General features: G+C 42.3%; 23 protein-coding genes. 13 read left to right on the plus strand and 10 right to left on the minus strand.

The genetic code is table 11. The features are described 5' to 3' along the window. Positions 1–35: 35 nt before the first annotated feature. The 7 genes from M1D98_RS12615 to M1D98_RS12645 all read right to left on the minus strand — a co-directional run bounded on the left by M1D98_RS12615 (position 36) and on the right by M1D98_RS12645 (position 5932). Complete coding sequence (locus M1D98_RS12615) at positions 36–1142, minus strand: D-TA family PLP-dependent enzyme (RefSeq protein WP_268526621.1); 1107 nt, start codon at positions 1140–1142, stop codon at positions 36–38. Next, on the minus strand, positions 1139–1528 hold the full coding sequence (locus M1D98_RS12620; protein WP_435576498.1) for a RidA family protein: 390 nt from the start codon (positions 1526–1528) through the stop codon (positions 1139–1141). Before M1D98_RS12620 ends, M1D98_RS12615 begins: the two co-directional genes overlap by 4 nt. Before the next feature lie 21 nt (positions 1529–1549). Next, complete coding sequence (locus M1D98_RS12625) at positions 1550–2524, minus strand: asparaginase (RefSeq protein WP_456279624.1); 975 nt, start codon at positions 2522–2524, stop codon at positions 1550–1552. A 43-nt stretch (positions 2525–2567) separates the two neighbouring features. Further along, a complete protein-coding gene (locus M1D98_RS12630; protein ID WP_010327812.1) occupies positions 2568–3674 on the minus strand; it encodes a threonine synthase in 1107 nt (368 codons plus the stop codon). Between the two features lie 76 nt (positions 3675–3750). After that, the gene (locus M1D98_RS12635) at positions 3751–4125 is read right to left on the minus strand and encodes a RidA family protein (protein WP_010327813.1); all 375 of its coding nucleotides are present in this window, start codon (positions 4123–4125) and stop codon (positions 3751–3753) included. 11 nt (positions 4126–4136) lie between these two features. After that, complete coding sequence (locus M1D98_RS12640) at positions 4137–4796, minus strand: helix-turn-helix transcriptional regulator (protein WP_010327814.1); 660 nt, start codon at positions 4794–4796, stop codon at positions 4137–4139. Positions 4797–5020: 224 nt separating this feature from the next. Next, positions 5021–5932: an AraC family transcriptional regulator gene (locus tag M1D98_RS12645; RefSeq protein ID WP_268526615.1), complete on the minus strand. Its 912-nt coding sequence runs from the start codon at positions 5930–5932 to the stop codon at positions 5021–5023. Positions 5933–6057: 125 nt separating this feature from the next. On the opposite strand from M1D98_RS12645, the gene M1D98_RS12650 reads away from it, so the two are divergent. The 8 genes from M1D98_RS12650 (at position 6058) to M1D98_RS12685 (ending at position 13377) form a co-directional block, all read left to right on the plus strand. Further along, entirely contained in the window at positions 6058–6309 is a 252-nt protein-coding gene (locus tag M1D98_RS12650) for an Atu4866 domain-containing protein (protein ID WP_010327816.1), read from the plus strand. Beyond that, positions 6296–7084 carry an SDR family NAD(P)-dependent oxidoreductase gene (locus M1D98_RS12655; RefSeq protein ID WP_435576496.1) on the plus strand — a complete coding sequence of 263 codons (789 nt, stop codon included), beginning with the start codon at positions 6296–6298 and terminating at the stop codon, positions 7082–7084. The genes M1D98_RS12650 and M1D98_RS12655 overlap by 14 nt, the downstream gene beginning before the upstream one ends. Before the next feature lie 943 nt (positions 7085–8027). Further along, a complete protein-coding gene (gene nikA / locus M1D98_RS12660) occupies positions 8028–9647 on the plus strand; it encodes a nickel ABC transporter substrate-binding protein (RefSeq protein WP_456279625.1) in 1620 nt (539 codons plus the stop codon). 9 nt (positions 9648–9656) lie between these two features. Next, positions 9657–10601, plus strand: a complete 945-nt coding sequence (gene nikB, locus M1D98_RS12665; protein ID WP_268524276.1) for a nickel ABC transporter permease subunit NikB — start codon at positions 9657–9659, stop codon at positions 10599–10601. Then, positions 10598–11428: a nickel ABC transporter permease subunit NikC gene (nikC, locus tag M1D98_RS12670; protein ID WP_010327822.1), complete on the plus strand. Its 831-nt coding sequence runs from the start codon at positions 10598–10600 to the stop codon at positions 11426–11428. Before nikB ends, nikC begins: the two co-directional genes overlap by 4 nt. 17 nt (positions 11429–11445) lie before the next feature. After that, complete coding sequence (gene nikD, locus M1D98_RS12675) at positions 11446–12273, plus strand: nickel import ATP-binding protein NikD (protein ID WP_435576495.1); 828 nt, start codon at positions 11446–11448, stop codon at positions 12271–12273. A 30-nt stretch (positions 12274–12303) separates the two neighbouring features. Continuing rightward, positions 12304–13122 carry a nickel import ATP-binding protein NikE gene (nikE, locus tag M1D98_RS12680; protein ID WP_010327824.1) on the plus strand — a complete coding sequence of 273 codons (819 nt, stop codon included), beginning with the start codon at positions 12304–12306 and terminating at the stop codon, positions 13120–13122. A 132-nt stretch (positions 13123–13254) separates the two neighbouring features. Next, entirely contained in the window at positions 13255–13377 is a 123-nt protein-coding gene (locus M1D98_RS12685; RefSeq protein WP_257392362.1) for a hypothetical protein, read from the plus strand. Here the strand turns inward: M1D98_RS12685 and M1D98_RS12690 are convergent. Both M1D98_RS12690 and M1D98_RS12695 read right to left on the minus strand, forming a co-directional pair. Beyond that, positions 13360–15135 (minus strand): phosphatase PAP2 family protein, encoded by a 1776-nt coding sequence (locus M1D98_RS12690; protein ID WP_435576494.1) that lies wholly within the window; start codon positions 15133–15135, stop codon positions 13360–13362. The genes M1D98_RS12685 and M1D98_RS12690 overlap by 18 nt on opposite strands. A gap of 386 nt (positions 15136–15521) precedes the next feature. After that, entirely contained in the window at positions 15522–16277 is a 756-nt protein-coding gene (locus M1D98_RS12695; protein WP_121642951.1) for a metal-binding protein ZinT, read from the minus strand. A 324-nt stretch (positions 16278–16601) separates the two neighbouring features. Between M1D98_RS12695 and M1D98_RS12700 the strand changes: the two genes are divergently transcribed. Genes M1D98_RS12700 through M1D98_RS12720 form a run of 5 tightly spaced genes read left to right on the plus strand, consistent with a single transcriptional unit; the run spans position 16602 to position 18919 of the window. Then, complete coding sequence (locus M1D98_RS12700; protein ID WP_010327827.1) at positions 16602–16847, plus strand: hypothetical protein; 246 nt, start codon at positions 16602–16604, stop codon at positions 16845–16847. 17 nt (positions 16848–16864) lie between these two features. Then, positions 16865–17233, plus strand: coding sequence for a spore coat protein (locus tag M1D98_RS12705; protein WP_010327828.1), 369 nt, complete (start codon positions 16865–16867; stop codon positions 17231–17233). 18 nt (positions 17234–17251) lie between these two features. Beyond that, a complete protein-coding gene (locus M1D98_RS12710; RefSeq protein ID WP_435576493.1) occupies positions 17252–18388 on the plus strand; it encodes an alcohol dehydrogenase catalytic domain-containing protein in 1137 nt (378 codons plus the stop codon). A gap of 18 nt (positions 18389–18406) precedes the next feature. After that, positions 18407–18604, plus strand: a complete 198-nt coding sequence (locus M1D98_RS12715) for a hypothetical protein (protein ID WP_268526598.1) — start codon at positions 18407–18409, stop codon at positions 18602–18604. Positions 18605–18619: 15 nt separating this feature from the next. After that, on the plus strand, positions 18620–18919 hold the full coding sequence (locus M1D98_RS12720) for a spore coat protein (RefSeq protein ID WP_010327831.1): 300 nt from the start codon (positions 18620–18622) through the stop codon (positions 18917–18919). A 101-nt stretch (positions 18920–19020) separates the two neighbouring features. Here M1D98_RS12720 and M1D98_RS12725 read toward each other — a convergent pair whose 3' ends face one another. After that, positions 19021–21054 (minus strand): GH32 C-terminal domain-containing protein, encoded by a 2034-nt coding sequence (locus tag M1D98_RS12725; protein ID WP_010327832.1) that lies wholly within the window; start codon positions 21052–21054, stop codon positions 19021–19023. Between the last annotated feature and the right edge of the window lie 70 nt (positions 21055–21124).

A 21124-nucleotide genomic window follows, 5' to 3' on the forward strand; every position in this document is an offset into this window, starting at 1 on the left:
TAAGGATATTTTTAATTAGACATGATTTTCCTCGATTATTGAAGTCTCCCTCTAGCTTCAATATCTAATTCCTCTATCACCTCTCCATCAGAGACTAAGTAGGCTTTTTCATGTAAATTAACAACCGGGCAAATATGATTAGGAATAATTTGAACCTTGTCTCCTATACTCACTTGGTTGCGAAAGTCTTCATTATAAATGATAGCATGTTCATCGAATACGCCATGAATATAAACGCCCTCGTATTCTTTGATACGGCCAAGCCCTTTGGTTGCAGTGATCCCTTCACTTCGTGTTTGGGCAGTAATCCCCTTTGCCCCTACATCTGTAATGACTCGTTCTTTTGTTGGTTTACTAATCACGGTTGTGAGGACAGAAGCTGCACAGCGATCATACGTGCCAATCACATTTGCTTGTGAGGCATCCATAAAAATGTAAGTGCCAGGTCTAATTTCTGTCACCCCTTCTGGAATATCAAACTTAAACATGAAGGGAGGTGTAGAGCCAATACTAATTACTTTCGGCTTAAGGTTCATTTCTTCCGCTATTCGGGCGAAATGTAATGTTCGTTCTACACTTTCATTATAGAGTTCTTTACAATGTGCTGTACTTTTCGCTTTATAAGAATGCCCGTCATGTGAGAAGATTCCTTTAAGCTCGACATTTTTACACGTTTTGATGAATTCTAATAAAGTACGAAAATCATGTTCCTCAATAATTCCAGAGCGGTGTTCTCCTACTTCAATTTCCACTAACACCTGGGCTTTCTTTGTGGCTCCTTCAAATACTTCTTCAATCTCATGCACTTGATACGCACTATCAATACCAAAGGAGATATCAATTGTTTCAGATAGTTTTTTAATACGTTCAAGCTTTGATTTACCAACAATCTCATTTGCAATAAAAATATCCTTCAAACCATTTCTCGCCATCACTTCAGCTTCTCCTACTTTCGCTACAGCGATTCCTTTAGCCCCCATTTCTTCTTGTCGTTTCGCTAATCTAGGCATTTTATGTGTTTTAGTATGAGGTCGTAAGTTTACTTTCTGTTCATTAGCGTAATTTTGCATATCCTTCATATTGCCTAGCATCACATCTTTATCGATTAAAAGAGCTGGTGTATCTAATTCTAAATACTTCATTGTACCTCCTCCTTTATCGCTGCAATGGCTTCAACTTCAACAAGACATCCGGCATATAAATGATTTGATGGAACAACTACTCTTGCCGGTTTATGATCGCCGAAGAAATGAGCATACACTTCATTGATATCCGGCCAATACTTTACATCTGGGGTATAAAGTCGGCATAATATCACATCTTCCTTGGCTAATCCCCGTTCCTTGAGGACAAGCTCCATATTTACCAATGCCTGTTTTGCTTCTTCTTTTATGCCCCCAGCCGGGATTTTCCCCGTTTCCGGACTCATCGACAACTGCCCTGAAATATAGAGAACATCATTGTGTTCCATAGCTGGCACGTAATGGCCCCCATCCCGTGTTGAATACTTCGTGTGTACAGGCTTCAATATAATCTCCCCCTATTATTCTTAATATTTAAAGCTAGCCTCATCAATCTTCTGGCCAGCAGCCAGCAAAACAGCCAGTTTGACCCTTGCTTTCTTACTGTCATAGCTGCCGCCAAGTATGATTCCGGCACCTGCATATGTTGAAGCACTTCCTTTGAATCCATATACTCCCTTGACTTCACCTTCGTCAGCACTTGTTGTCAAAACGACAGGAATCTCTTTCTGTACAGCTTTCTTTGCACTTTCTAATATGGCTGGAGCCGTATGGCCTCTTCCCGGCGCCTCAATAATGATGCCGGCACTTCCGCACTCAACTGCATAATCTATAAACTTTCCATCTGATCCAAGTGCACACTTAATAAGTTCTACATTTGGCAAAGGTTGAATCAGCTGATACGTCTCACGCCTGATTAATCTTTGATGAATTGTGATCTCATCTTGATCAGCCGTTCCTAAATAACCGAATCCCGGCGAGAAAAAACCATCAACATTTGACGCATGCTGTTTTTTCACATATCGAGCAGCAAAGACCCTCTCATTAAACAACACTGTTACCCCTAAGCCTCGCGCATCAGGATGTGCCGCTAATAAGAAAGCTTGTCTTAGGTTCACAAATGCATCTGTACCTTCAAGTGTCGGTCCTCTTTGTGACCCCGTTAACACGACCGGCCTTTCATCAGAAATAATTAGATCAAGGAAATATGAGGTCTCTTCAAGGGTATCTGTCCCATGCGATATCACAATTCCAGCAACATCCTTACTCCGGAAGAAACTTTCTATATTTTCTTTTAGAACGTCAAGGTGATGAAAAGTCATATGACTGCTTGACATTTGAAAGACTGACTTGATTTCGACCTCTATATGAGAAGGCAGCTGACACATTTCAGAAAGCTCTTCGCCTGTCATGGCACCTGCTTCTAATAGACCTGTTTCAGGATCAGGCTTACTTGCAATTGTACCGCCGGTGCTCAGCAAAATAATTTTCTTGTTTTCCATGTTAACTCCCCCATTTTCATATGAAAGGTTTCTCTCTGAGTTCCTAATTAGACTTAATCCCGGCACCGCATAATGGGATCACGATTTTTTCATCAGAAGAATGTTCGTATTTTAAATAACCTGCATAGTTTGCTGCTGTTGTGGGTTCAACATAGAAGCCTTTACCAGCTAATGCTGTACGGGCTTTTAAAATCTCTTCCTCATTGGTTGTAATGATTTGGCCGTTTGTGGCACGGATGGCTTCTAAGATTTGGGCAGATCTTGCCGGTTTGGCAATCGCGATGCCCTCTGCAAGTGTGCCGCTGTTTTCGATAGGTTCAGCTGATTGTTGATTGCTGACAAATGCTTTCGCTAACGGTGCACAATTCTCGGCCTGTATCGCAACGAGTTTTGGCATTTTTTCGATACATTTGTTCTCTAATAATTCTTGAAATCCATAGTAGGCCCCGAGCAATAACGTACCATTTCCAACTGGAATCATAAGCGTATCAGGCGCTCCGTTCATTTGTTCCCAAATTTCATAGGCATATGTTTTTGTTCCTTCATAGAAAAATGGATGATACACATGGCTGGCATAGAATTTTTTCTCTTCATTCACAGCCTTTTGTGCTGCTTCAGCTACATCTTCTCTTGTGCCTTCAATTTCGCGAACGTTGGCCCCATGGGCTCTGACCTGCGCGATTTTCTTAGGCGATGTACCCTTCCGAAGAAAGATGTCACATGCGATGTCAGCCCGCTTGGCGTAAGCTGCAATAGATGTCCCTGCATTTCCGCTGCTGTCGGCTATCACATGCTTCACTCCCAGCTCCTTTGCCTTAGCTATTAATACAGCAGCACCGCGATCTTTAAAAGACAAAGTAGGCATCATATAATCCACTTTCACAAAAGTATTCGGCTCTTCGCTGTCTAACATGATGAGAGGTGTGTTTCCTTCACCCATAGTAATCGCACTCCAACTTCCAGAGTCGCGCCCAAATGGCATAGCTTCAATATATCTCCACATTGAAGGGGTGTTTTTATTTACTTTTAGATCATCAAATTCTATCTTTTCTTTCAGAAGATCTAATACGCCGCCACACTGGCATTTCCATATCTGTTCAGACACATTGTATTTCGCACCGCAAGAATGACATTGATATTGCTCCTTCATGTTTAGATCCTCCCTCTATTTGTATATTTTTTTATCTTTTATAGATTTTTTTATATGACATAGACAAAAAAATATATTACAGACTGGCAATTGCTTCAATCTCAATTTGAAAACCGTAATGCAGCTCGTTCGTCGGAACAATTGAACATGCTGGACGAAAATCGGCAAAGAAACCCTGACAGACATTATCAACACGGTCTAATAAATTGATATCGTGAAGATATAAGGTCAGCTTTAATATTCGGCCTTTATTACTGCCGGCTTCTTCTAAAATACGTTCTATATTTGACAATGCCTGTAAAGTCTCTTCTTCAATTGTGCCAAATTTCTTTTCCTGCGTGATTGGATCAATGGCAAATTGCCCTGATACATAGACCGTGTTTTGATGAATCACAGCTAAGGCATAATGTCCGTTCGATTTTAAATTCCCTGCCTCAAAAATACTCTCCACTCTACTCACTCCTATTGTCTTTTTTTCACTTCATCCAAATAACTATAGACAGTTACCTTTGAAATACCTAATTGTTCTGCCACTTTATCAACGGCACCTTTCATGAGGAATATTCCCTTTTCATCCATAAATCTGATCAGCTCAATTTTTTCCCGGCGCTTCATAAGAGAGTGTTTGTGATTCGCCACGATTTGTTCAATTAACTGATTTGTGATCTCTTCTACATTCTGAATGGAAGTTTCCTGTTCCGTCGTATTCGGGGTTTGTATGTGATGTTTCTTTTCAGTGGCAGGCATAAATGCATCTACTATTTTTTTCATTTGAATCATGACATTCATGTCATAGTTGATGCAAAACGCTCCAATTACCTGCTGGCAATCATCTCTAATAAGGGTAGTCGATGATTTTATTGTTCGCTGATCTTCTGTTTCGATTTCATACCCTGCTAAATAATCTTCTTTAAATTCGTCTGATAAAAGTACCTTTTTCACCAAGTGATCAAAGGATTGACCAACCTCTCTTCCTGTCACATGATTGTTCATTGTAAAAAAGACGGAAGACTGAGGCGTTGTCAAATCGTGAATGACAACCTCACAATTCGGCCCAAACATTTCTCCTATCGTTTTTGCAAATGGGATATAACTTTCTAAAATCTGTTTTGCTTCAGCCAAAGCCTAAACACCTAACTTTCATTCAACTCTAGAAATTCAATTCTTGAATTAATTATATAATTTTTTATACGAAAATGGAACAAAAATATATTTTTTTATACAACACGCAGATCCTTAATTTGTTATTAAATCCCATCTTAAATTCCAAAAGGGGAAATAAGATCAACAGTTAGCTCATTCGTTAAATGGATAGAAGTCGCAACGTATGCGACTTCTTGATTTGATTACACATTATATAAATTCAGATTCTCTTTACGATCTTTCCCTGGAGGCTTGCCGAACATCTTTCTATACTCTCTATTAAAATAAGAAGGACTTTCATAGCCAACTAGAAAGGCAGCGTCAGCAACCCTCATTTTTTTCCCGATAATCAACCGCCTTGCTTCATGAAGACGTAAAGCTCTCTGGTATTGGACCGGAGTCATGGTTGTAATTTGTTTAAAATGGTGATATAAAGCCGATGGGCTAAGGTTTACTTTTTTAGCTAGTCCATCTATCTTGATTTCATGAGAAAAATGATTTCTTAAATAATCCAGAGCAGCAGCCACTTCGGATAATTTACTCCCCTTGGCAACAAGGCTTTTTACTGTATGACCATGCTTTCCCTGCATAATGCGGTATAGAATTTCCTTGATGATTAAAGGTGCAAGTATTTCTGTATCATCAGGGGAATGAAGTAGTTTCACAAGTCGGATAAGTGCATCCAGAATGACCTCATCTGTCTGATCAACAAATATTCCTCGCCCTGTAGCATGATGATTAGTGCTATGTTGCTTATACTCTTTTGAGACCTCTGCAATTTGCATCAAGTTAAAATTCAATCGAAGACATAAATAAGGTTCCATCTCACTTGCTTGTAAAATTTCTCCGATAACAGGAAGATCGACTGCCACGACTAAGTATTCCCCTTTTCCGTAAAAGAAGTCTTCTCCAATTATAGAAATCACTTTTCTTCCTTGCAGAACAATACACAAAGCAGGTTCATGCATAATATGTACAGGCACCAGCGGCTTGGCAGATCGAATAAATTCCAACCCAGAGATTGACGTTACGTTCGTACCCTCCTTGGCAGCAAAGGATGACACTAGATTTGTAAGCTCCTCTTCTTTCAATTGCAATTGCTCTTCTAGAGACATGAAATCCCTCCTTTTACAAACCTTATCGACTTTGGAGGATAGGGCAAGAATGAAAGAGAAACCGGCTACCACTCCATGTTATCTTTCCCTGATACTAATAGTAGAACAGAAAAGGAGCTGATGATATGGATGAAAAAAACAATTATTCTTACGGTGGGCTTTGGGTTACCAAAGATCGGTATATCAGGCATGAACTGCTGTCCGATGGTCGCTATATTGAAGCTCGCGGCAATGTCGAATGCGCCTATACAGGTCATTACCAAATAACAGGTGACCACATTGAATATCAAGATGATACAGGATTCACAGCTGATGGAGATTTTAAAAACGGAATCCTCTATCACGCAGGGATGGTCCTGCATCGTGAAAGAAGCTAAAGATTTCTTAAAGAAAAATGACTTAAAAGAGGATGATACAAAGATGAGTATAAAGAATAAAGTTGTTCTTGTCACCGGTGGAAGCAGCGGCATTGGAGCAGCAACTGTTGATTTATTAGCTGAGAATGGAGCTACAGTAATAGCAGCAGCGCGGAGGACAGATAAGTTAGAAACACTCGTATCCACTCTTCTCCAAAAAGGATATTGTGCAGATTACAAGCAACTGGATGTCACAGACTTTGAACAAATGCAGCATACCGTCCAAGAAATTATAAAAGCATACGGCAAAATCGATGTCATCGTAAATAATGCGGGTGTAATGCCATTATCTAAATTGGAATCTCTGAAAATCGCAGAATGGAATCGTATGATCGATGTAAATATTCGTGGAGTCCTGCATGGTATTGGCGCTGTTTTGCCTATAATGAAAGAGCAGAATAGCGGACATATCGTCAATATAGCTTCCATAGGCGCATATGAGATTACCCCCACTGCAGCTGTTTATTGCGCAACCAAGTATGCTGTCCGTGCCATCACAGAAGGCTTGCGACAGGAAGCAACGAATAATATTCGAACAACTGTAATTGCACCGGGCGTAACGGAATCAGAACTAGCCGATCATATTACGGATAAACAGGCGAGTGAAGCTATGATCGAATACCGCAGACAAGCGCTTCCTGCTTCTGCTATTGCACAGGCCATTCTATATGCAATCTCGCAGCCAGTAGAGATCGATGTAAGTGAATTAATTGTCAGACCTACTCTATCACTATAAAAAGTGTATCAGAAGTAGAATCATAAGAAGATTTAAGATAAGAATTAATTTTGATACTAATGAGAAACTGAGTTAGACGGGGCCGAGAAATTGAACTCGGCCTTTCAGGTTATAGCATTATGGTAGTGGAACTACACTGATGGTCGATTAACTAAGAGGTCGGTGATGATGACTCCAGCAATTATGGTGAAGAAGAGGGGCACCATTTATTACCTCCAGTGGATTTTGATCGATTATGGCATATGTATGTGGCCATTATGTGTAGATACCAATACTATACGAAAAGCTCGACAGCGCCAACAGCCCTACTGTCTCTGATTCACTTTGAAGAATTGGTATGCCGCGTTTTGGGTTTTATTAACAGAAGCGAACTATTACATCTATAGGCTCAAATAGACCTTTTGTTTAGGCGCTTTCATTCATGGGCTCCCAGTACATACGGGGGGTTTCCTCCTTTCTATTGCGGCATGAGGAACCGAAGCGTCTTACCTTCTTTATTTGTCATCTTATACGTCCTTCCTTTCAAATATTCATAAGGTTGTAGGTTCGACTTAAAAATCTTACTTGAAAACCTCTTCCTCATTCGTTGTAAGGGTTTTGCCGTTTATAGCATAGATGGGTTTTCATATTTGGACAAAGTTGGCCGGTTTGGCACCCGCGATGCCTGCAGAAAGTGTACCGCTGTTTTCAACGATTGAGCTGCTGGTTGTTTGCTCATAATTGCCTGTGTCAACGGCGCATCATTCTCTGCCTGGGGTGCACTGAGCTTTGGCATTTTATCCTTTCATGTATTCTCCAATACTTGTTTTTATTGTGATTTCTACAAACAGCCGTTGGCACATCACTGGATTCAACATTAATACCTATATTCTTACATTGACAAGGGGTTTCGCTCTCCTTAAAATGAAAATGATTATCAACATCATTTAGGAGGAAACCACAGATGTTTAGCGGGCGGATTCGTTTGAAAATTAACATTACTTTCTTATTCATGCTCATCTTTTCTATTTTTTTAGCAGGATGTACAAACGCAGGACATTCATCAGAGAAGAAAGATCATAACAATATGGTCACAATGGCTTGGCCTAGAGATATAGGAGAAATGAATCCACATGTCTATAACCCTTCCCAATTGCTTACGCAGTCCATGGTATATGAGCCTTTGGTCTCTTATGAAGCGGGCGGAAAGCTTAAACCGCATTTAGCTGAGTCTTGGGATCTATCTAATGACGGCAAAGTGTATACGTTTCATTTGCGTAAGAATGTAACATTTTCAGATGGGACAACCTTTAATGCGAAAATCGTGAAAAAGAATTTTGATTCCATTTTAAAACATCCTGAGTTGCATAGCTGGTTAGGGTTTATGACAAAAATAGCTCAAACAAAAGTAATCGATGATCATACATTTCAATTGACACTGACTGAACCCTATTATCCAACCATTCAGGAGCTGGCAGTTGTACGGCCTGTTCGGTTTTTAGGCGAGAATGGATTCCCGAAGGACGGCGATACATCAAAAGGCGTCACTAAACCTGTCGGGACGGGTCCATGGGTATTGGAAGAACATAAAACCGATGAATATGCGATTTTTAAACGAAATGAAAATTATTGGGGTGAAAAGCCTCAGGTCGAGAAAATCAAGGTGAAAGTCATCCCGGACGCAGAAACAAGAGTGCTCGCGTTTGAAAAAGGCGAACTGGATTTCATTTACGGTGAAGGCGTCATCAGTTTGGATGCATATAAGCAGCTGCAATCGACAGGCCAATATGAAACAAGCCTTTCTGAACCGGTAGCGGCGAGACAGCTTGTCATGAATACGAAAAAAGAACAGCTGTCTGATGAACGTGTTCGCCAAGCCCTTCATTATGGCTTTAATAAAGACGCCATGGTGGAAGGCATTACCTCCGGGTTAGAAGAAAAAGCAGATTATATTTTGCCGACAACTTTCCCATATACATCTGATATTCATATAAAGCCCGTGAAATATGATGCGGAAAAAGCGGCAGCGTTATTAGATGCGGCAGGCTGGAAGCTCCCGGATGGAAAGACGGTGCGTGAGAAAGACGGAAAGCTGCTTGAATTTAGTATGATGTATGATTCCGCGGAATCCATTCAAAAAGCAATGGCAGAAACGCTGCAAGCAGAATGGGCGGCCATTGGAGTGAAGCTGAATCTTGAGGGAGTAGAATTGGCGACTCAGGTAAAACGGTTCAAAGCGAATGAATTTGATATGAACTTCTTTAGCAACTACGGCGCGCCTTATGACCCGCATACATTTGTAAACATTGTTGCGTCAAAAGGGTTTGGATTTAATGAAGCGATTTCTGCCTATCCAAACAAAGAAGAGTTATTAAAGCAGATGGAAAAGGTTCCTCAAACAACTGATGAAAAAGAGCGCCAAAAGCTTTACTCATCTATTTTAACATCCCTTCAAGATCAGGGAGCCATCGTTCCAATCTCTTATATGAAAAAGATAGCGATCTACCAAAAGAATATAACAAACTTCACTTTCCCTGCTAATCGTGACGAACATCCATTTACAGGTATCCGCATAAAGCAGTAGGAGGCTTTTATGGGCATCTATATATTGAAACGAATCATGTCTATCATTCCAGTGTTTCTTATAGCTGCACTTCTGACAACTGGAATGATACAACTCTCACCGGTTGACCCGGCTGAAGCGTATGTAGCCGCAGCGCATATCCAGCCAACCGATGACATTTTAGAACAAAAAAGACATGAGTTTGGCTTAGATCAACCATTCTTTATCCAATATGCCAATTCGATTTTGAAGATATGCCAATTCGATTTTGGCTTATCCTATGTTTCGAATCAGCCGGTTTGGGACGAGGTTGCACTCCGAATGCCAGCAACGTTCGAGCTTGCGCTTGGGAGCTTATTGATCGCGGTGCTTGTCAGTATGCCTCTCGGCTTCTTTGCGGGGATCAAAAGAAATCGTGCAGTTGATCATATCAGTCGCTTTATTTCCTTTTTCGGGGCATCCATTCCGACTTTTTGGTTAGGGTATATGATGGTTTTTTTCTTTTCTGTTCAATTAGATCTTTTTCCAGTAGAAGGAATTGGAACATGGCAGCACCTCGTACTGCCGTCATTAACGCTGGCGATTCCTTTAATCGCGATGTATACAAGGCTTTTGCGCGCCAGTGTTATAGAAAATCTGCAAGAACCGTATGTACAATACGCAAAAATCAGAGGGCTGAAAAAGAAAAGCATTATGGCTAAGCATGTATTGAAAATGGCCATTTCTCCGATGATTACAGGCCTGGGAATGAATCTTGGCAAGCTGCTCACCGGAACCATTATTGTTGAAGTGGTTTTTTCTTGGCCTGGCTTTGGCCGTTATTTTATTGAGGCCATATTCAATCGTGACATCCCAGTCATTCAATGCTATGTGTTCATCGCCGCCACCTTTTTTATAGTGAGCAGCTTAATCGTTGATCTTATTCAAATGTATATTGATCCGCGGATTTCCAGGAAAGAAGGGCAGTATCGATGATCAGAGGCATACGCAGGATATACAAAAGTCAAAAAGTGATAACAGTATGTATTACCATATTGTCCATTCTGTTCCTAATCGCTGTATGTGCCCCTTGGATTGCGCCGAACAACCCTGTTGCTGTTCATTTGTCATATAAGCTGCATCCTCCATCCTGGGAATTCCCTTTAGGAACTGATCATTTAGGAAGATGCAACTTATCCCGCCTATTGTACGGCGCACGAATTTCTCTAGGATTTGCGGTGCTCATTTTTATTTCCTCACTCGTGATCGGCCTCATTGTCGGTACGATTTCGGGATATAAAGGCGGATGGATTGATCAGCTGTTAATGAGATTTTGTGATGGTGTGATGGCCTTTCCGAACTTAATTTTAGTTCTTGGTCTAGTGGGCATATTCGGGCCTGGACTTCCTCAAGTCATTCTGGCCCTCATGCTTGTGCAATGGGTCTATTATGCAAGAATCTTCAGAGGAATGGTGCTTAGCCTGAAAGAGGAAAACTTTATTAAAGCCGCAAAAATCAACGGATCATCACAATGGAAGATTATGAAAAAACATATCATACCTAATGTCCTCCCTCCCCTCGTGGTGATGGGCACATTGGAAATGGGCTGGGCCATTATGGATATATCCGCTATGTCGTTTCTTGGGTTAGGCGTTCAGCCACCGGCTGCGGAATGGGGAGCGATGATTCATGAAGGAAAATCATACATTCGGACGAACCCTGAGTTGATGATTTACCCAGGGATGATGATCATGCTTGTGGTTGTAACATTCAATATATTGGGCGAGAGTCTATCAGACAAATACGGAGTCAAACGTCGATGATAAAAAGGAATGAGAAGTTGGAAACAGAACAATCACCGGTGCTGCAAGTGAAAGATTTGCATGTACAGGCCAAAACGCAAAGAGGCATGTCAACCCTTGTGCAAGACGTCAATTTAGAACTGAAGCGCGGTCAAATCCTTGGCCTGATTGGTGAGAGCGGATGCGGAAAAACGGTAACGGGCATGTCCATTCTTCAGATGCTCAATCAAAAAACAACCAAGGTGGAAGGAAGCATTTCATTACAAGGCCGAGAATTAAACGGATTGGCAGATCAAGAAATGCGCAAGATCCGCGGCAAAGATATCGCTTATATTATGCAAAATCCGATGAACGCTTTTACACCCGTTTTTACGATTGGTCATCAAATGATCGAAACCATTCGCACTCATACGTCTGTTAACAAAAAACAGGCGAAGGAGCTTGCAATCGAAGCATTGCATCATGTGAACTTATCCAATCCTGTTACACTTTTAAAATCTTATCCTTTTCAATTAAGCGGCGGAATGCTTCAACGGGTGATGATCGCAGCCGCTGTATGCTTACATCCAGCCATTCTCATTGCGGATGAACCCACCACTGCTCTAGACGTCAATAATCAGAAGACCGTGCTGAAACATTTAGACGACCTGCGCTCTACGTGTGGAACGGCGATTTTGCTCATCTCACATGATCTGAGCGTCATTGCAGAAATGGCGGATGAAGTTGCTGTGATGCAGAAAGGGAGAATCGCAGAAAAAGCAGATGTGTTTCAGCTGTTTGATGCACCACATCATGACTATACAAAGAAGCTATTGGATGCACGTTTGACATTGCCAATTGATGACCGTGCCATTGGGCCAGTTTGACAAAGAGCGGCATTTTAATGGGGTGAACAAGTGAGTTTATTACAAGTGAAAGAAGTCTCTCATCGTTATGCGGAACGTTCATTATTCAAATGGAAATTCCAATCTCAACAAGTCCTATCCAGTATCAGCTTTTCGATTGAGAAGGGTACATGCTTTGGTTTGCTTGGGCCGAGCGGAGCCGGTAAAAGCACATTAGGAAAGGTGCTGCTCGGTTTGGAACGGCCGCAATCGGGCCAAATACTTTTTCAAGGACATGACATATATCAAGCAGAGCAATCAATCCGCCGGAAAATACGCCGCGATCTTCAAGCGGTTTTTCAAGATTCACACTCCGCCGTCAACCCAAGGATGACGGCGGAACAGATTATAGCAGAACCATTAGAAAACTATGAAAGGCTCACAATCGACGAGCAAAGGCGAACCATCATCGAGCTGTTGGAAAGAGTAGGCTTACGTGAAGACGATTTAACAAAATATCCACACCAATTCAGCGGCGGTCAATTGCAGCGAATCAATATCGCAAGAGCAATCTCCCTCAAACCGAAGCTGATCGTATTAGATGAATCAGTCAGCAGTCTGGACATGGTAACTCAAACACGAATATTAGATTTGTTAAAAGAGCTAAAAGACGATTTTGGGTTATCGTATTTTTTTATTACGCATGATTTAAAAGCCGCTTATCAGTTGAGTGACACACTAGGTGTACTGGATAACGGAACATTAGTTGAGCTTTACGAATCCAAACATCAATTCTTTGCATCAGACCATCCAGCAGTAAAAGAAATGAAAAGCTCCATCCTTGCAGAACACCCGCGCTTTCGTTCGATAGGGAGAAAGCCGACGCTATAATAAGAAAATCGTGTCTCGGAAAAAGCATGTTAGGGTCTCCATCACGCTGAAAAAATGACAATATCCTAAAACGATAGCTGTTTTAAGATATTGTCAACAATCTAAGCACCTGTCATCGACAGGTGCTTTGTTATGGAAAAAAATCCAGACGTTAATATCATTTCTCAAGCGACGGATACACATCAAACAGTCGCTCCGCATTCCATCCGCTTTTTAATGCTGGAAGATGCTTTGGATCTATTTTGCAACTTTTAATTGAATCCGGTTGGATTTATAGATGGCCTTCACTTTGTACTTGCTTGGCAAGCCCGTGGTTTCGATTGAAGAAAAGGATCCATTACGCTTATGATAGGTGATGATCGTGGAGCCGTCTTCCGGGATATAGTTATCCGAAAAATGGAGGCGTAATGTCCCCTTTATTTTTGCCTTGCCCTTGATTTGGAACTGATCATGTTTACCGCTGAGGTTGAGTTCAAGGATACCCTTGGCTGATTGCTTGTAATCTCCGCCTATGATCAGTTTACCTGACACATCTTCCTTCAGGATGCCTCTGTTGTTTGAAACATCGCCTCTCCCAAAAGCTGTCTCTGAACCGCCCTCAAGCGTTCCCTGATCAATCCTCGTGCCGCCGGAATATGTATTGTTCCCCTCCAGCTTTAATGTGCCTGTCCCCTTTTTGGTCAGCTTTCCCTTGCCGGAGATATCGTTACGCCAACGATCAAGTGCATAAAAGCCGCCTTTGGAAGCATCCATGGCCACGGTAACGTTTTTGTCAAAAGCGCCATAACCATCGGCAGCGGAAAAGAGATCAAGCCTTCCCCACCCTTCCGCATCATCGAGAACAGGATAGCCGGAAGGAAGGCCTGTTGTAGCTAAAACCGAGCGGCGCTGCTTTTTGTCAAGGTAAGGAAAACGGGTTTCAAGCAGGACTTCAGCTCCCTTTGGAACCACCATAGGTTTAGCAATTGAATTCATTCGCCCAAATCCGTATGTCAATCGCTGGGTGTACTGATTTTTATTCATGTTATAATCACTGAATCGATCTTCAGCCGTGCCGGTTTGCGTTAACAACTTCTGATGAGCTTCATCATAAGCAGCCTTTTTCAAGCTTTGATTGGCTGGATCAGATAGAATAGCGGCCGCCAATCCAGTTGCCATGACACGTCCTCCCATGACATCAAGCGGGGAATGCATACCGGCAACAATACGGTTTTGGCCGAGCTCTGAAGCCCGGGTAAGGAGTTCCTGATAACGCTCCGGCACGGCATAAGCCATGGCAAAAGCGCTGAGATATGCGGCATTTGTATGTCCGCTGGGAAATCCTCCGTCTTTGGCCGGATCAGGATTAATTGCGGGTACAAGGGTTGGGACAAGAATAGAATTGCTTTCCCAGCGAAACGGGCGTGGATATTGAAAATATCCCTTAGCCGGGTTCGTTGAAGAATAGGGGCCTCGTAACGTATTGACTAAACTGACGATGCTGCCGAGACTGGAACTCGTGCTGCCGGAATTGGTTCCTTCATCATGATATTTTTTTATCGCGGCATCTGCAGGGATACTGTTAATTGTTGTCGTCGCGCCCGCATTTATTCGATAGATATCAGTAAGCGGACCAAGGCCGTCAATCACACTGTAGCTCTGATTCCTGCGATCATCAAAGTATGCAGCATTTTCCTCGAGCGGGGTGCGGTGTTTAGCAAAGTCAGCCACTTTTTGAATATTAGCATCCAACACGCTGCTGTTTCGTTTCACTCCGCTATCCCAAGTACTTCCGGGAGACCAAAGCTTTTGAAATTCTGAAAGCACTCCAATCGCGGGATTGGAATTCACTGTCATATTAGCAGAACTGTTATTTTTGTAATGATCCACAAAGTATCCTGAAGCAGGTGGCGGCGGCGTAACTGTTTTTGCTTTAGCTGTTGCGCTCGCATCACATACACTCACAGAGCTTTGAAATAATACCAAAGCAAATAAAGCAACTATTACATGTTTCTTCATCCTTCGTAATGTCATACTTTCATACTCTCCCTTACTTTTCATTCTCTCTACAACACTTTTTTGCCAACCATAAAGTTATATTGATCGTATCTTACCTTTGTTAATGAAATAGCATCGTTTTATTAATGTTTTGTTTATTTTTTCTAGACTTCAGTAAAGTTTTTATAAGTGATCGAAAAACGAAGATGTCAGGCGTAGTGCGATATATTGCCTACGATACGAAGAATATAACGCGAAGGAACTCACGATCCCCTAGTATGAGAAATCAGCAGCTTAAAACGTTTCATGAGTTGATCGGACGGAGAGGAAGAAACGAAAGAAGGAAAAAAGCTGCTGACGAGGAGTCAGCAGCTGGCGTCTAAGCACTACCTTATTCACAGGTAAAATCATATTTCATAGGATTAGTGCGCCATCATCTCATGGGCAATATCGTGGCCGTCCATTTCTGACGGATAGTAGGTAGGCCAGTTTTTAACTTCATCAAGTAAAGCTTTACGGTCATCACCCCAATACAGATGGTAGTGACTAGCTTTAGTCGGATAGATACTATGATCACTAAATTGAATATACTGAGGAAGGCCTTCCGTTTTTTCAGCTAGTTTGAATATGTATCTTACCCCTCTATTGCCCGCATCATATGTTAAAACCTCATATCCGTCATACGTATACTTACCAGAAGATTCTTTTCCATTTTTGAAGAACGTTACTGTATCTTGCTGGATTACGATACGATCAACATCTGTTTTATACCCTTTTTTATAATATTCTTTATATTCTTCAGCTGTCTTGTCACCTTCATGCTCGGATTTATGTGAAAATACTTCGTCAAGAGTGCCATCTTGAAGAAATGGGTACACAGATTGCCAGTCTCCTTCCCAATCAGAAAGCTGGCGATCCTTTACTTGGCTGTTTTTAAAATAGCCTTCATAAATTTTTTCTGTCTCTTCATCATGTGCATGACTATGGTCGTGGCCGTGATCGTGCTCATGATCATGAGCTTCTGATGTTTGCTCTTGCGTTTTAGAAGAGTTTTCTTCAATTGCTGAGGATGATGGATTAGACTCACCTTTTGACGAACCTGATGTCTGACACCCTGCCAATACCAGTAATGAACCAATCGTTAATATGCCTAACCTCTTTACAGATAACATTCCCATTACAACACTCCTTCTCTGTAAAACGAAATAATTACGATTTGTATTATACACTACTTTGTGCAAAATACAAAGGTAAAAAGACCCAAGTCCCCAAGGTTTTAGAGGCTTTCTATTAGCCAGGTTTGTTATGTAATCTTAATGGCGTTTTGTTATATCCTTATTTGATGATGAAAGACCGGATTCTTTTGAATGAAGCGTATAAACCTCTCCAAAAAACAACTTCAATTATATGGAATGCGCCCTTTTTTACAGTGAACAGTTCTATCCGTATGCTACACCCTCATTTCGGGAAATGTAACGTTGATTAAAGGAGGTTACATCACTATGGATCATCAAACATTAGCTGCTCACGAAGCGGTAGATTTACATGAAATCGTTAATTTTAAAACCCTTTGTGTAGCGAAATCAAAATTAATGCAGGGACTTGTATTTGACCAAGATCTAAAGGACTTGATGCAGAAAGATGTGCAGCAAGCCATGCAAGACCTTACTGATTTACAAGCGGTTTATGAGCGTGCGCCATTTCAGGCTCCTGTCCCTCAAAGCCGCCCAACGCCCATCATTGATTGAAAGGAAGGTGAGCACCATTGAACCAAGATCATTTAGACCCTATTAATTCGCTGAATGTGCCTGAACTTGCAGATACCACATTCGCGTTAGATTTTCTGATACGAGCAAAAGAAGGCGTGAGAAATACTGCTGTAGCTTTGACTGAAACCGCATCACCTGATGTAAGAGCCTTGTTACGGAAACAGCTGATGCAAGGAATCGCAATGCATCAAGAAATAACGGAACTCATGATAAGCAAAAAATGGTTCCATCCGTATGAGCTGAGCGAACAATATAAACTGGATCAGCTCTCTGCAAAAAATACAATCATGGTCGGCAACATGAATCTCTTTCCTGTTGAAACAAATCGAAAAGGGATGTTTGACCGGACACCTGATGAACATTAACATTGGAGGTTTTTTAGCATGAAGGCCGTAACGTATCAAGGCATTAAAAATGTTGTTGTCAAAGATGTGCCAGATCCAAAGATTGAAAAGTCCGATGACATGATTATAAAAGTCACCAGTACAGCCATTTGCGGATCAGATTTACATTTAATCCATGGATTCATCCCTAATCTGCAAGAAGACTATGTCATCGGCCATGAACCGATGGGCATCGTTGAAGAAGTTGGGCCGGGCGTGACAAAGGTGCAAAAAGGCGATCGCGTCATTATTCCTTTTACAATCGCCTGCGGTGAATGCTTTTTTTGTAAACATCAGCTGGAAAGCCAGTGTGATCAATCTAATGACAATGGAGAAATGGGCGCCTATTTCGGTTATTCGGGACAAACAGGCGATTATCCGGGCGGACAGGCTGAATATTTAAGAGTGCCATTTGCGAATTTTACCCATTTTAAAATTCCTGAAACCTGTGAGGAGCCCGATGAGAAGTTAAGCGTGATCTCCGATGCCATGACAACCGGTTTCTGGAGTGTTGACAATGCCGGCGTAAAAGACGGCGATACAGTTATCGTTCTAGGCTGCGGGCCAGTCGGCCTTTTTGCTCAAAAGTTTTGTTGGCTAAAGGGCGCAAAGCGCGTTATAGCGGTTGACTATGTAAACTACCGCTTACAGCATGCCAAACGAACAAATCAAGTAGAAATCGTTAATTTTGAAGACCATGAGAATACTGGGAGTTACTTGAAGGAAATCACCAAAGGCGGAGCTGATGTTGTCATTGACGCTGTTGGGATGGATGGGAAAATGACCGACCTCGAATTCCTTGCAAGCGGATTAAAGCTTCATGGCGGAACGATGAGTGCGTTGGTCATTGCTTCCCAAGCCGTCCGCAAAGGAGGAACCATCCAAATTACAGGCGTGTACGGCGGCAGATATAACGGTTTCCCGTTAGGAGATATCATGCAGCGAAACATCAATATACGTTCTGGACAAGCTCCGGTGATCCATTATATGCCATACATGTTTGAATTAGTGTCAACGGGCAAAATTAACCCCGGTGACGTTGTAAGCCATGTCCTGCCTCTTAGTGAAGCCAAGCATGGCTATGACATCTTTGATGCAAAAATGGATGACTGTATAAAAGTTGTGTTAAAACCTTAAAAAACGGAGGTTACAGAAATGAACTATGCCTTACATGAAGTGCTTGAGGTTCAGGAAATGACTGCATTTAAGACACTTTGTTTAACGAAATCCAAAACAATGAAGGCGCTGGTATCAGATCCGAAGCTAAAGAAAATCATGCAGCAAGACGTTGACACCACCACACGGCAGCTACAGGAATTTGCCTCGATTTTATCTAAAGCAAAGCATGAATGAGGAGATGAGTGAATAATGAATCCTATCATTGAATATCTGACCGGCATGAATGTACTGACAGACCAAATCATCGCCATGGATTTATTGATTGCCGCAAAAAACGGCGTCAGAAATTATGCGATGGCCGCAACGGAAGCTGGAACGCCTGAAGTAAAAGAGGTCCTGATCCGCCATTTAGAGGAAGCCCTCGATATGCATGAACAAATCTCTAGCTATATGATGGAAAAGGGCTGGTACCACCCTTGGAACACAGATGAACAAGTTAAGATGAATTTACAAAATATCGAAACCGCGATAAAGTTGCCAACCCTTTAACAAACATTGATTTGCTGAGGAACAGTATGGATTGACCCACTGTCCCTCAGCTTCTGTTTTATGAAGGGCTTTATTGAGTGTCTGCTACATGAAATTCCATTTTAAGGCCCCTTGTTTACATTTTGAAAGACAGCAGTCGCATCCCACACATTCAAGCCAAAATGACCTTCTGAGAATGTGGAATCATTCGCATCAATCACAAGACGATCATCTAAATAAATTTTAAAGTGATCGCCCTCGGCCTCAGTTTTCAAATGATACTGTTTGTTCACGTCTATCGGCGTTTTGTATTCGGCGATGACAGAAGCGGCGCCGTTCTCAAATTTAAAGAATTTCACCAGGTCATGCTTCGCATCCACGTTGGCAAGATAAGCATTTTTGGCGCCTTTGTCAGAGCGGAACATAAGCGCCCCCGCCCCTCTTCCGTTTCCATCCTTAATGGTGATATCAGATTCATAGGTGAAGTTTGATCCGGAAGCTGAAGACAACGTAAAGGAGTCACCGTCCGATCTTCCTTGTTTTCCTTCAATTGTGTCAGCCCATGTGCCATTGACCGTCGTCCAGCCAGACAAATTCGAGATAAAAGGTGACGTTCCCCACACCTTTTGTAAAGGGTATGCCGCTAATGATTTCACCTTTACACCGCCATTCGCCGCATATAACTCAAGACCTTTGCTCGATCGATCCGGGAGAATGATATCGGTTATGACCTGCTGTCCGTCATTCCCAAACACTTCAACTGAAGAGCGGTCGACAAAAATGCGCATCTTTACCCTTCCATTGACCGGCTTCAGCGGAGCTGTTTGTTTTCCTGTGTTAAAGGTTGGATGAAAGGTGACATTCCCCGACTTGCTCCGGTCAACGAACAATTTGGCGTTCTTTCGATCGTAGCCGACTTTTGTGAATTGATTTTTGCCTGTTCGAACTTTAAAACCAAATTCAGCTGCCGAACCTGGAGTTACTTGAAATTCTGCATGCAATTCATACGCATCACCAGATAGGCCCGCTAACACATTTTGACTTGCAGGCGATATGGTCTGATTCTTCCACTTCCTAGCGTTCCCGCGAATGGTTTGCAGCTCTTTCACCGGTGTTTGGACGACTCTAGTTCCTCCAGTAAGCGTTTTCAATTTTAACTCTCTTGGAATGGATGCCGCACTTCTCCATGGGGATGTAGGGACATCATTCGCATATTGCCAATTGCTCATCCAGCCTAACCAAAGCCGCCGGCCATCTGAGGATGGAATGTCGGACCAGGATACAGCCGCATAAAAGTCTTTGCCGTAATCCGTCCAGAGAACTTGGTTTGACGGATTTTCATTTTTAAAATGAGTTCCATCAAAGTCCCCTACAAAATATTGCATGCCTGATCCTCCCGAAACCGCTCCGTTTCCGACACTGACCTGCATGACCCATTTTTTCCGATTCGGATTGCCGTCTACCGGAAGTTCAAACAAATCCGGGCATTCCCATACTCCGCCATGGCTTCCCTGCCCCTCTCCAAATTCACTTGCATATGTCCACTGCTTCAGATTTTTGGACGTATACATAAGAATTCGGTCACCGGCCGCAAGCACCATCACCCACTTGTTTTCTTTTTCATACCAAAAGACTTTTGGATCGCGAAAATCTTTTTTCCCCGGGTTTGGAATGACCGGGTTGCCTGCATATTTCGTCCACGTTCTCCCTTTGTCATTGCTATAGGCGATGCTCTGTACTTGATGCCCTTCCCGATCCTGTGTATAAATGGCCACAAGCGGCTTCTCTTCGCCTGTTTGAAAACCGCTTGTGTTATTCTTGTCTACAACTGCGCTTCCAGAAAATATCGTGCCTTTGTCATCCGGAGCCAGTGCAACAGGAAGGTGCTTCCACGTAACCAAATCTTTGCTCACGGCATGCCCCCAATGCATGGGCCCCCACTGGAGCCCGTATGGATGGTATTGATAGAACAAGTGATATTCTCCATCATAATATACCATCCCGTTTGGGTCATTCATCCAGTTAGCCTCCGGCGTAAAATGATATTGAGGTCGATAATCCTCATCATAGTAGCTTGAATCGGCTGCCTCAACAGGAAATGCCATCGTAAACAGCAGGGTCAACATGATGATGCCTTGAGAAAGTCTCTTTTTCATTTGTTTCTTCGCTCCTCTCTTCTTGTTTGAACACTTTCAAGAGAGACTGCTGTACAAGTTGGTGAGTTTG

It is taken from the genome of Bacillus sp. K7 (assembly GCF_053903245.1).

Bases quoted from the DNA above. Each gene is read 5' to 3' on its own strand.
- M1D98_RS12615 (WP_268526621.1), bottom strand. From the start codon at position 1,142: ATGAAGTATTTAGAATTAGATACACCAGCTCTTTTAATCGATAAAGAT.
- M1D98_RS12625 (WP_456279624.1), bottom strand. From the start codon at position 2,524: ATGGAAAACAAGAAAATTATTTTGCTGAGCACCGGCGGTACAATTGCA.
- M1D98_RS12630 (WP_010327812.1), bottom strand. From the start codon at position 3,674: ATGAAGGAGCAATATCAATGTCATTCTTGCGGTGCGAAATACAATGTG.
- M1D98_RS12645 (WP_268526615.1), bottom strand. From the start codon at position 5,932: ATGTCTCTAGAAGAGCAATTGCAATTGAAAGAAGAGGAGCTTACAAAT.
- M1D98_RS12650 (WP_010327816.1), top strand. From the start codon at position 6,058: ATGGATGAAAAAAACAATTATTCTTACGGTGGGCTTTGGGTTACCAAA.
- nikA (WP_456279625.1), top strand. From the start codon at position 8,028: ATGTTTAGCGGGCGGATTCGTTTGAAAATTAACATTACTTTCTTATTC.
- nikB (WP_268524276.1), top strand. From the start codon at position 9,657: ATGGGCATCTATATATTGAAACGAATCATGTCTATCATTCCAGTGTTT.
- nikC (WP_010327822.1), top strand. From the start codon at position 10,598: ATGATCAGAGGCATACGCAGGATATACAAAAGTCAAAAAGTGATAACA.
- M1D98_RS12685 (WP_257392362.1), top strand. From the start codon at position 13,255: ATGGAAAAAAATCCAGACGTTAATATCATTTCTCAAGCGACGGATACA.
- M1D98_RS12690 (WP_435576494.1), bottom strand. From the start codon at position 15,135: ATGACATTACGAAGGATGAAGAAACATGTAATAGTTGCTTTATTTGCT.
- M1D98_RS12695 (WP_121642951.1), bottom strand. From the start codon at position 16,277: ATGGGAATGTTATCTGTAAAGAGGTTAGGCATATTAACGATTGGTTCA.
- M1D98_RS12700 (WP_010327827.1), top strand. From the start codon at position 16,602: ATGGATCATCAAACATTAGCTGCTCACGAAGCGGTAGATTTACATGAA.
- M1D98_RS12710 (WP_435576493.1), top strand. From the start codon at position 17,252: ATGAAGGCCGTAACGTATCAAGGCATTAAAAATGTTGTTGTCAAAGAT.
- M1D98_RS12715 (WP_268526598.1), top strand. From the start codon at position 18,407: ATGAACTATGCCTTACATGAAGTGCTTGAGGTTCAGGAAATGACTGCA.
- M1D98_RS12720 (WP_010327831.1), top strand. From the start codon at position 18,620: ATGAATCCTATCATTGAATATCTGACCGGCATGAATGTACTGACAGAC.
- M1D98_RS12725 (WP_010327832.1), bottom strand. From the start codon at position 21,054: ATGAAAAAGAGACTTTCTCAAGGCATCATCATGTTGACCCTGCTGTTT.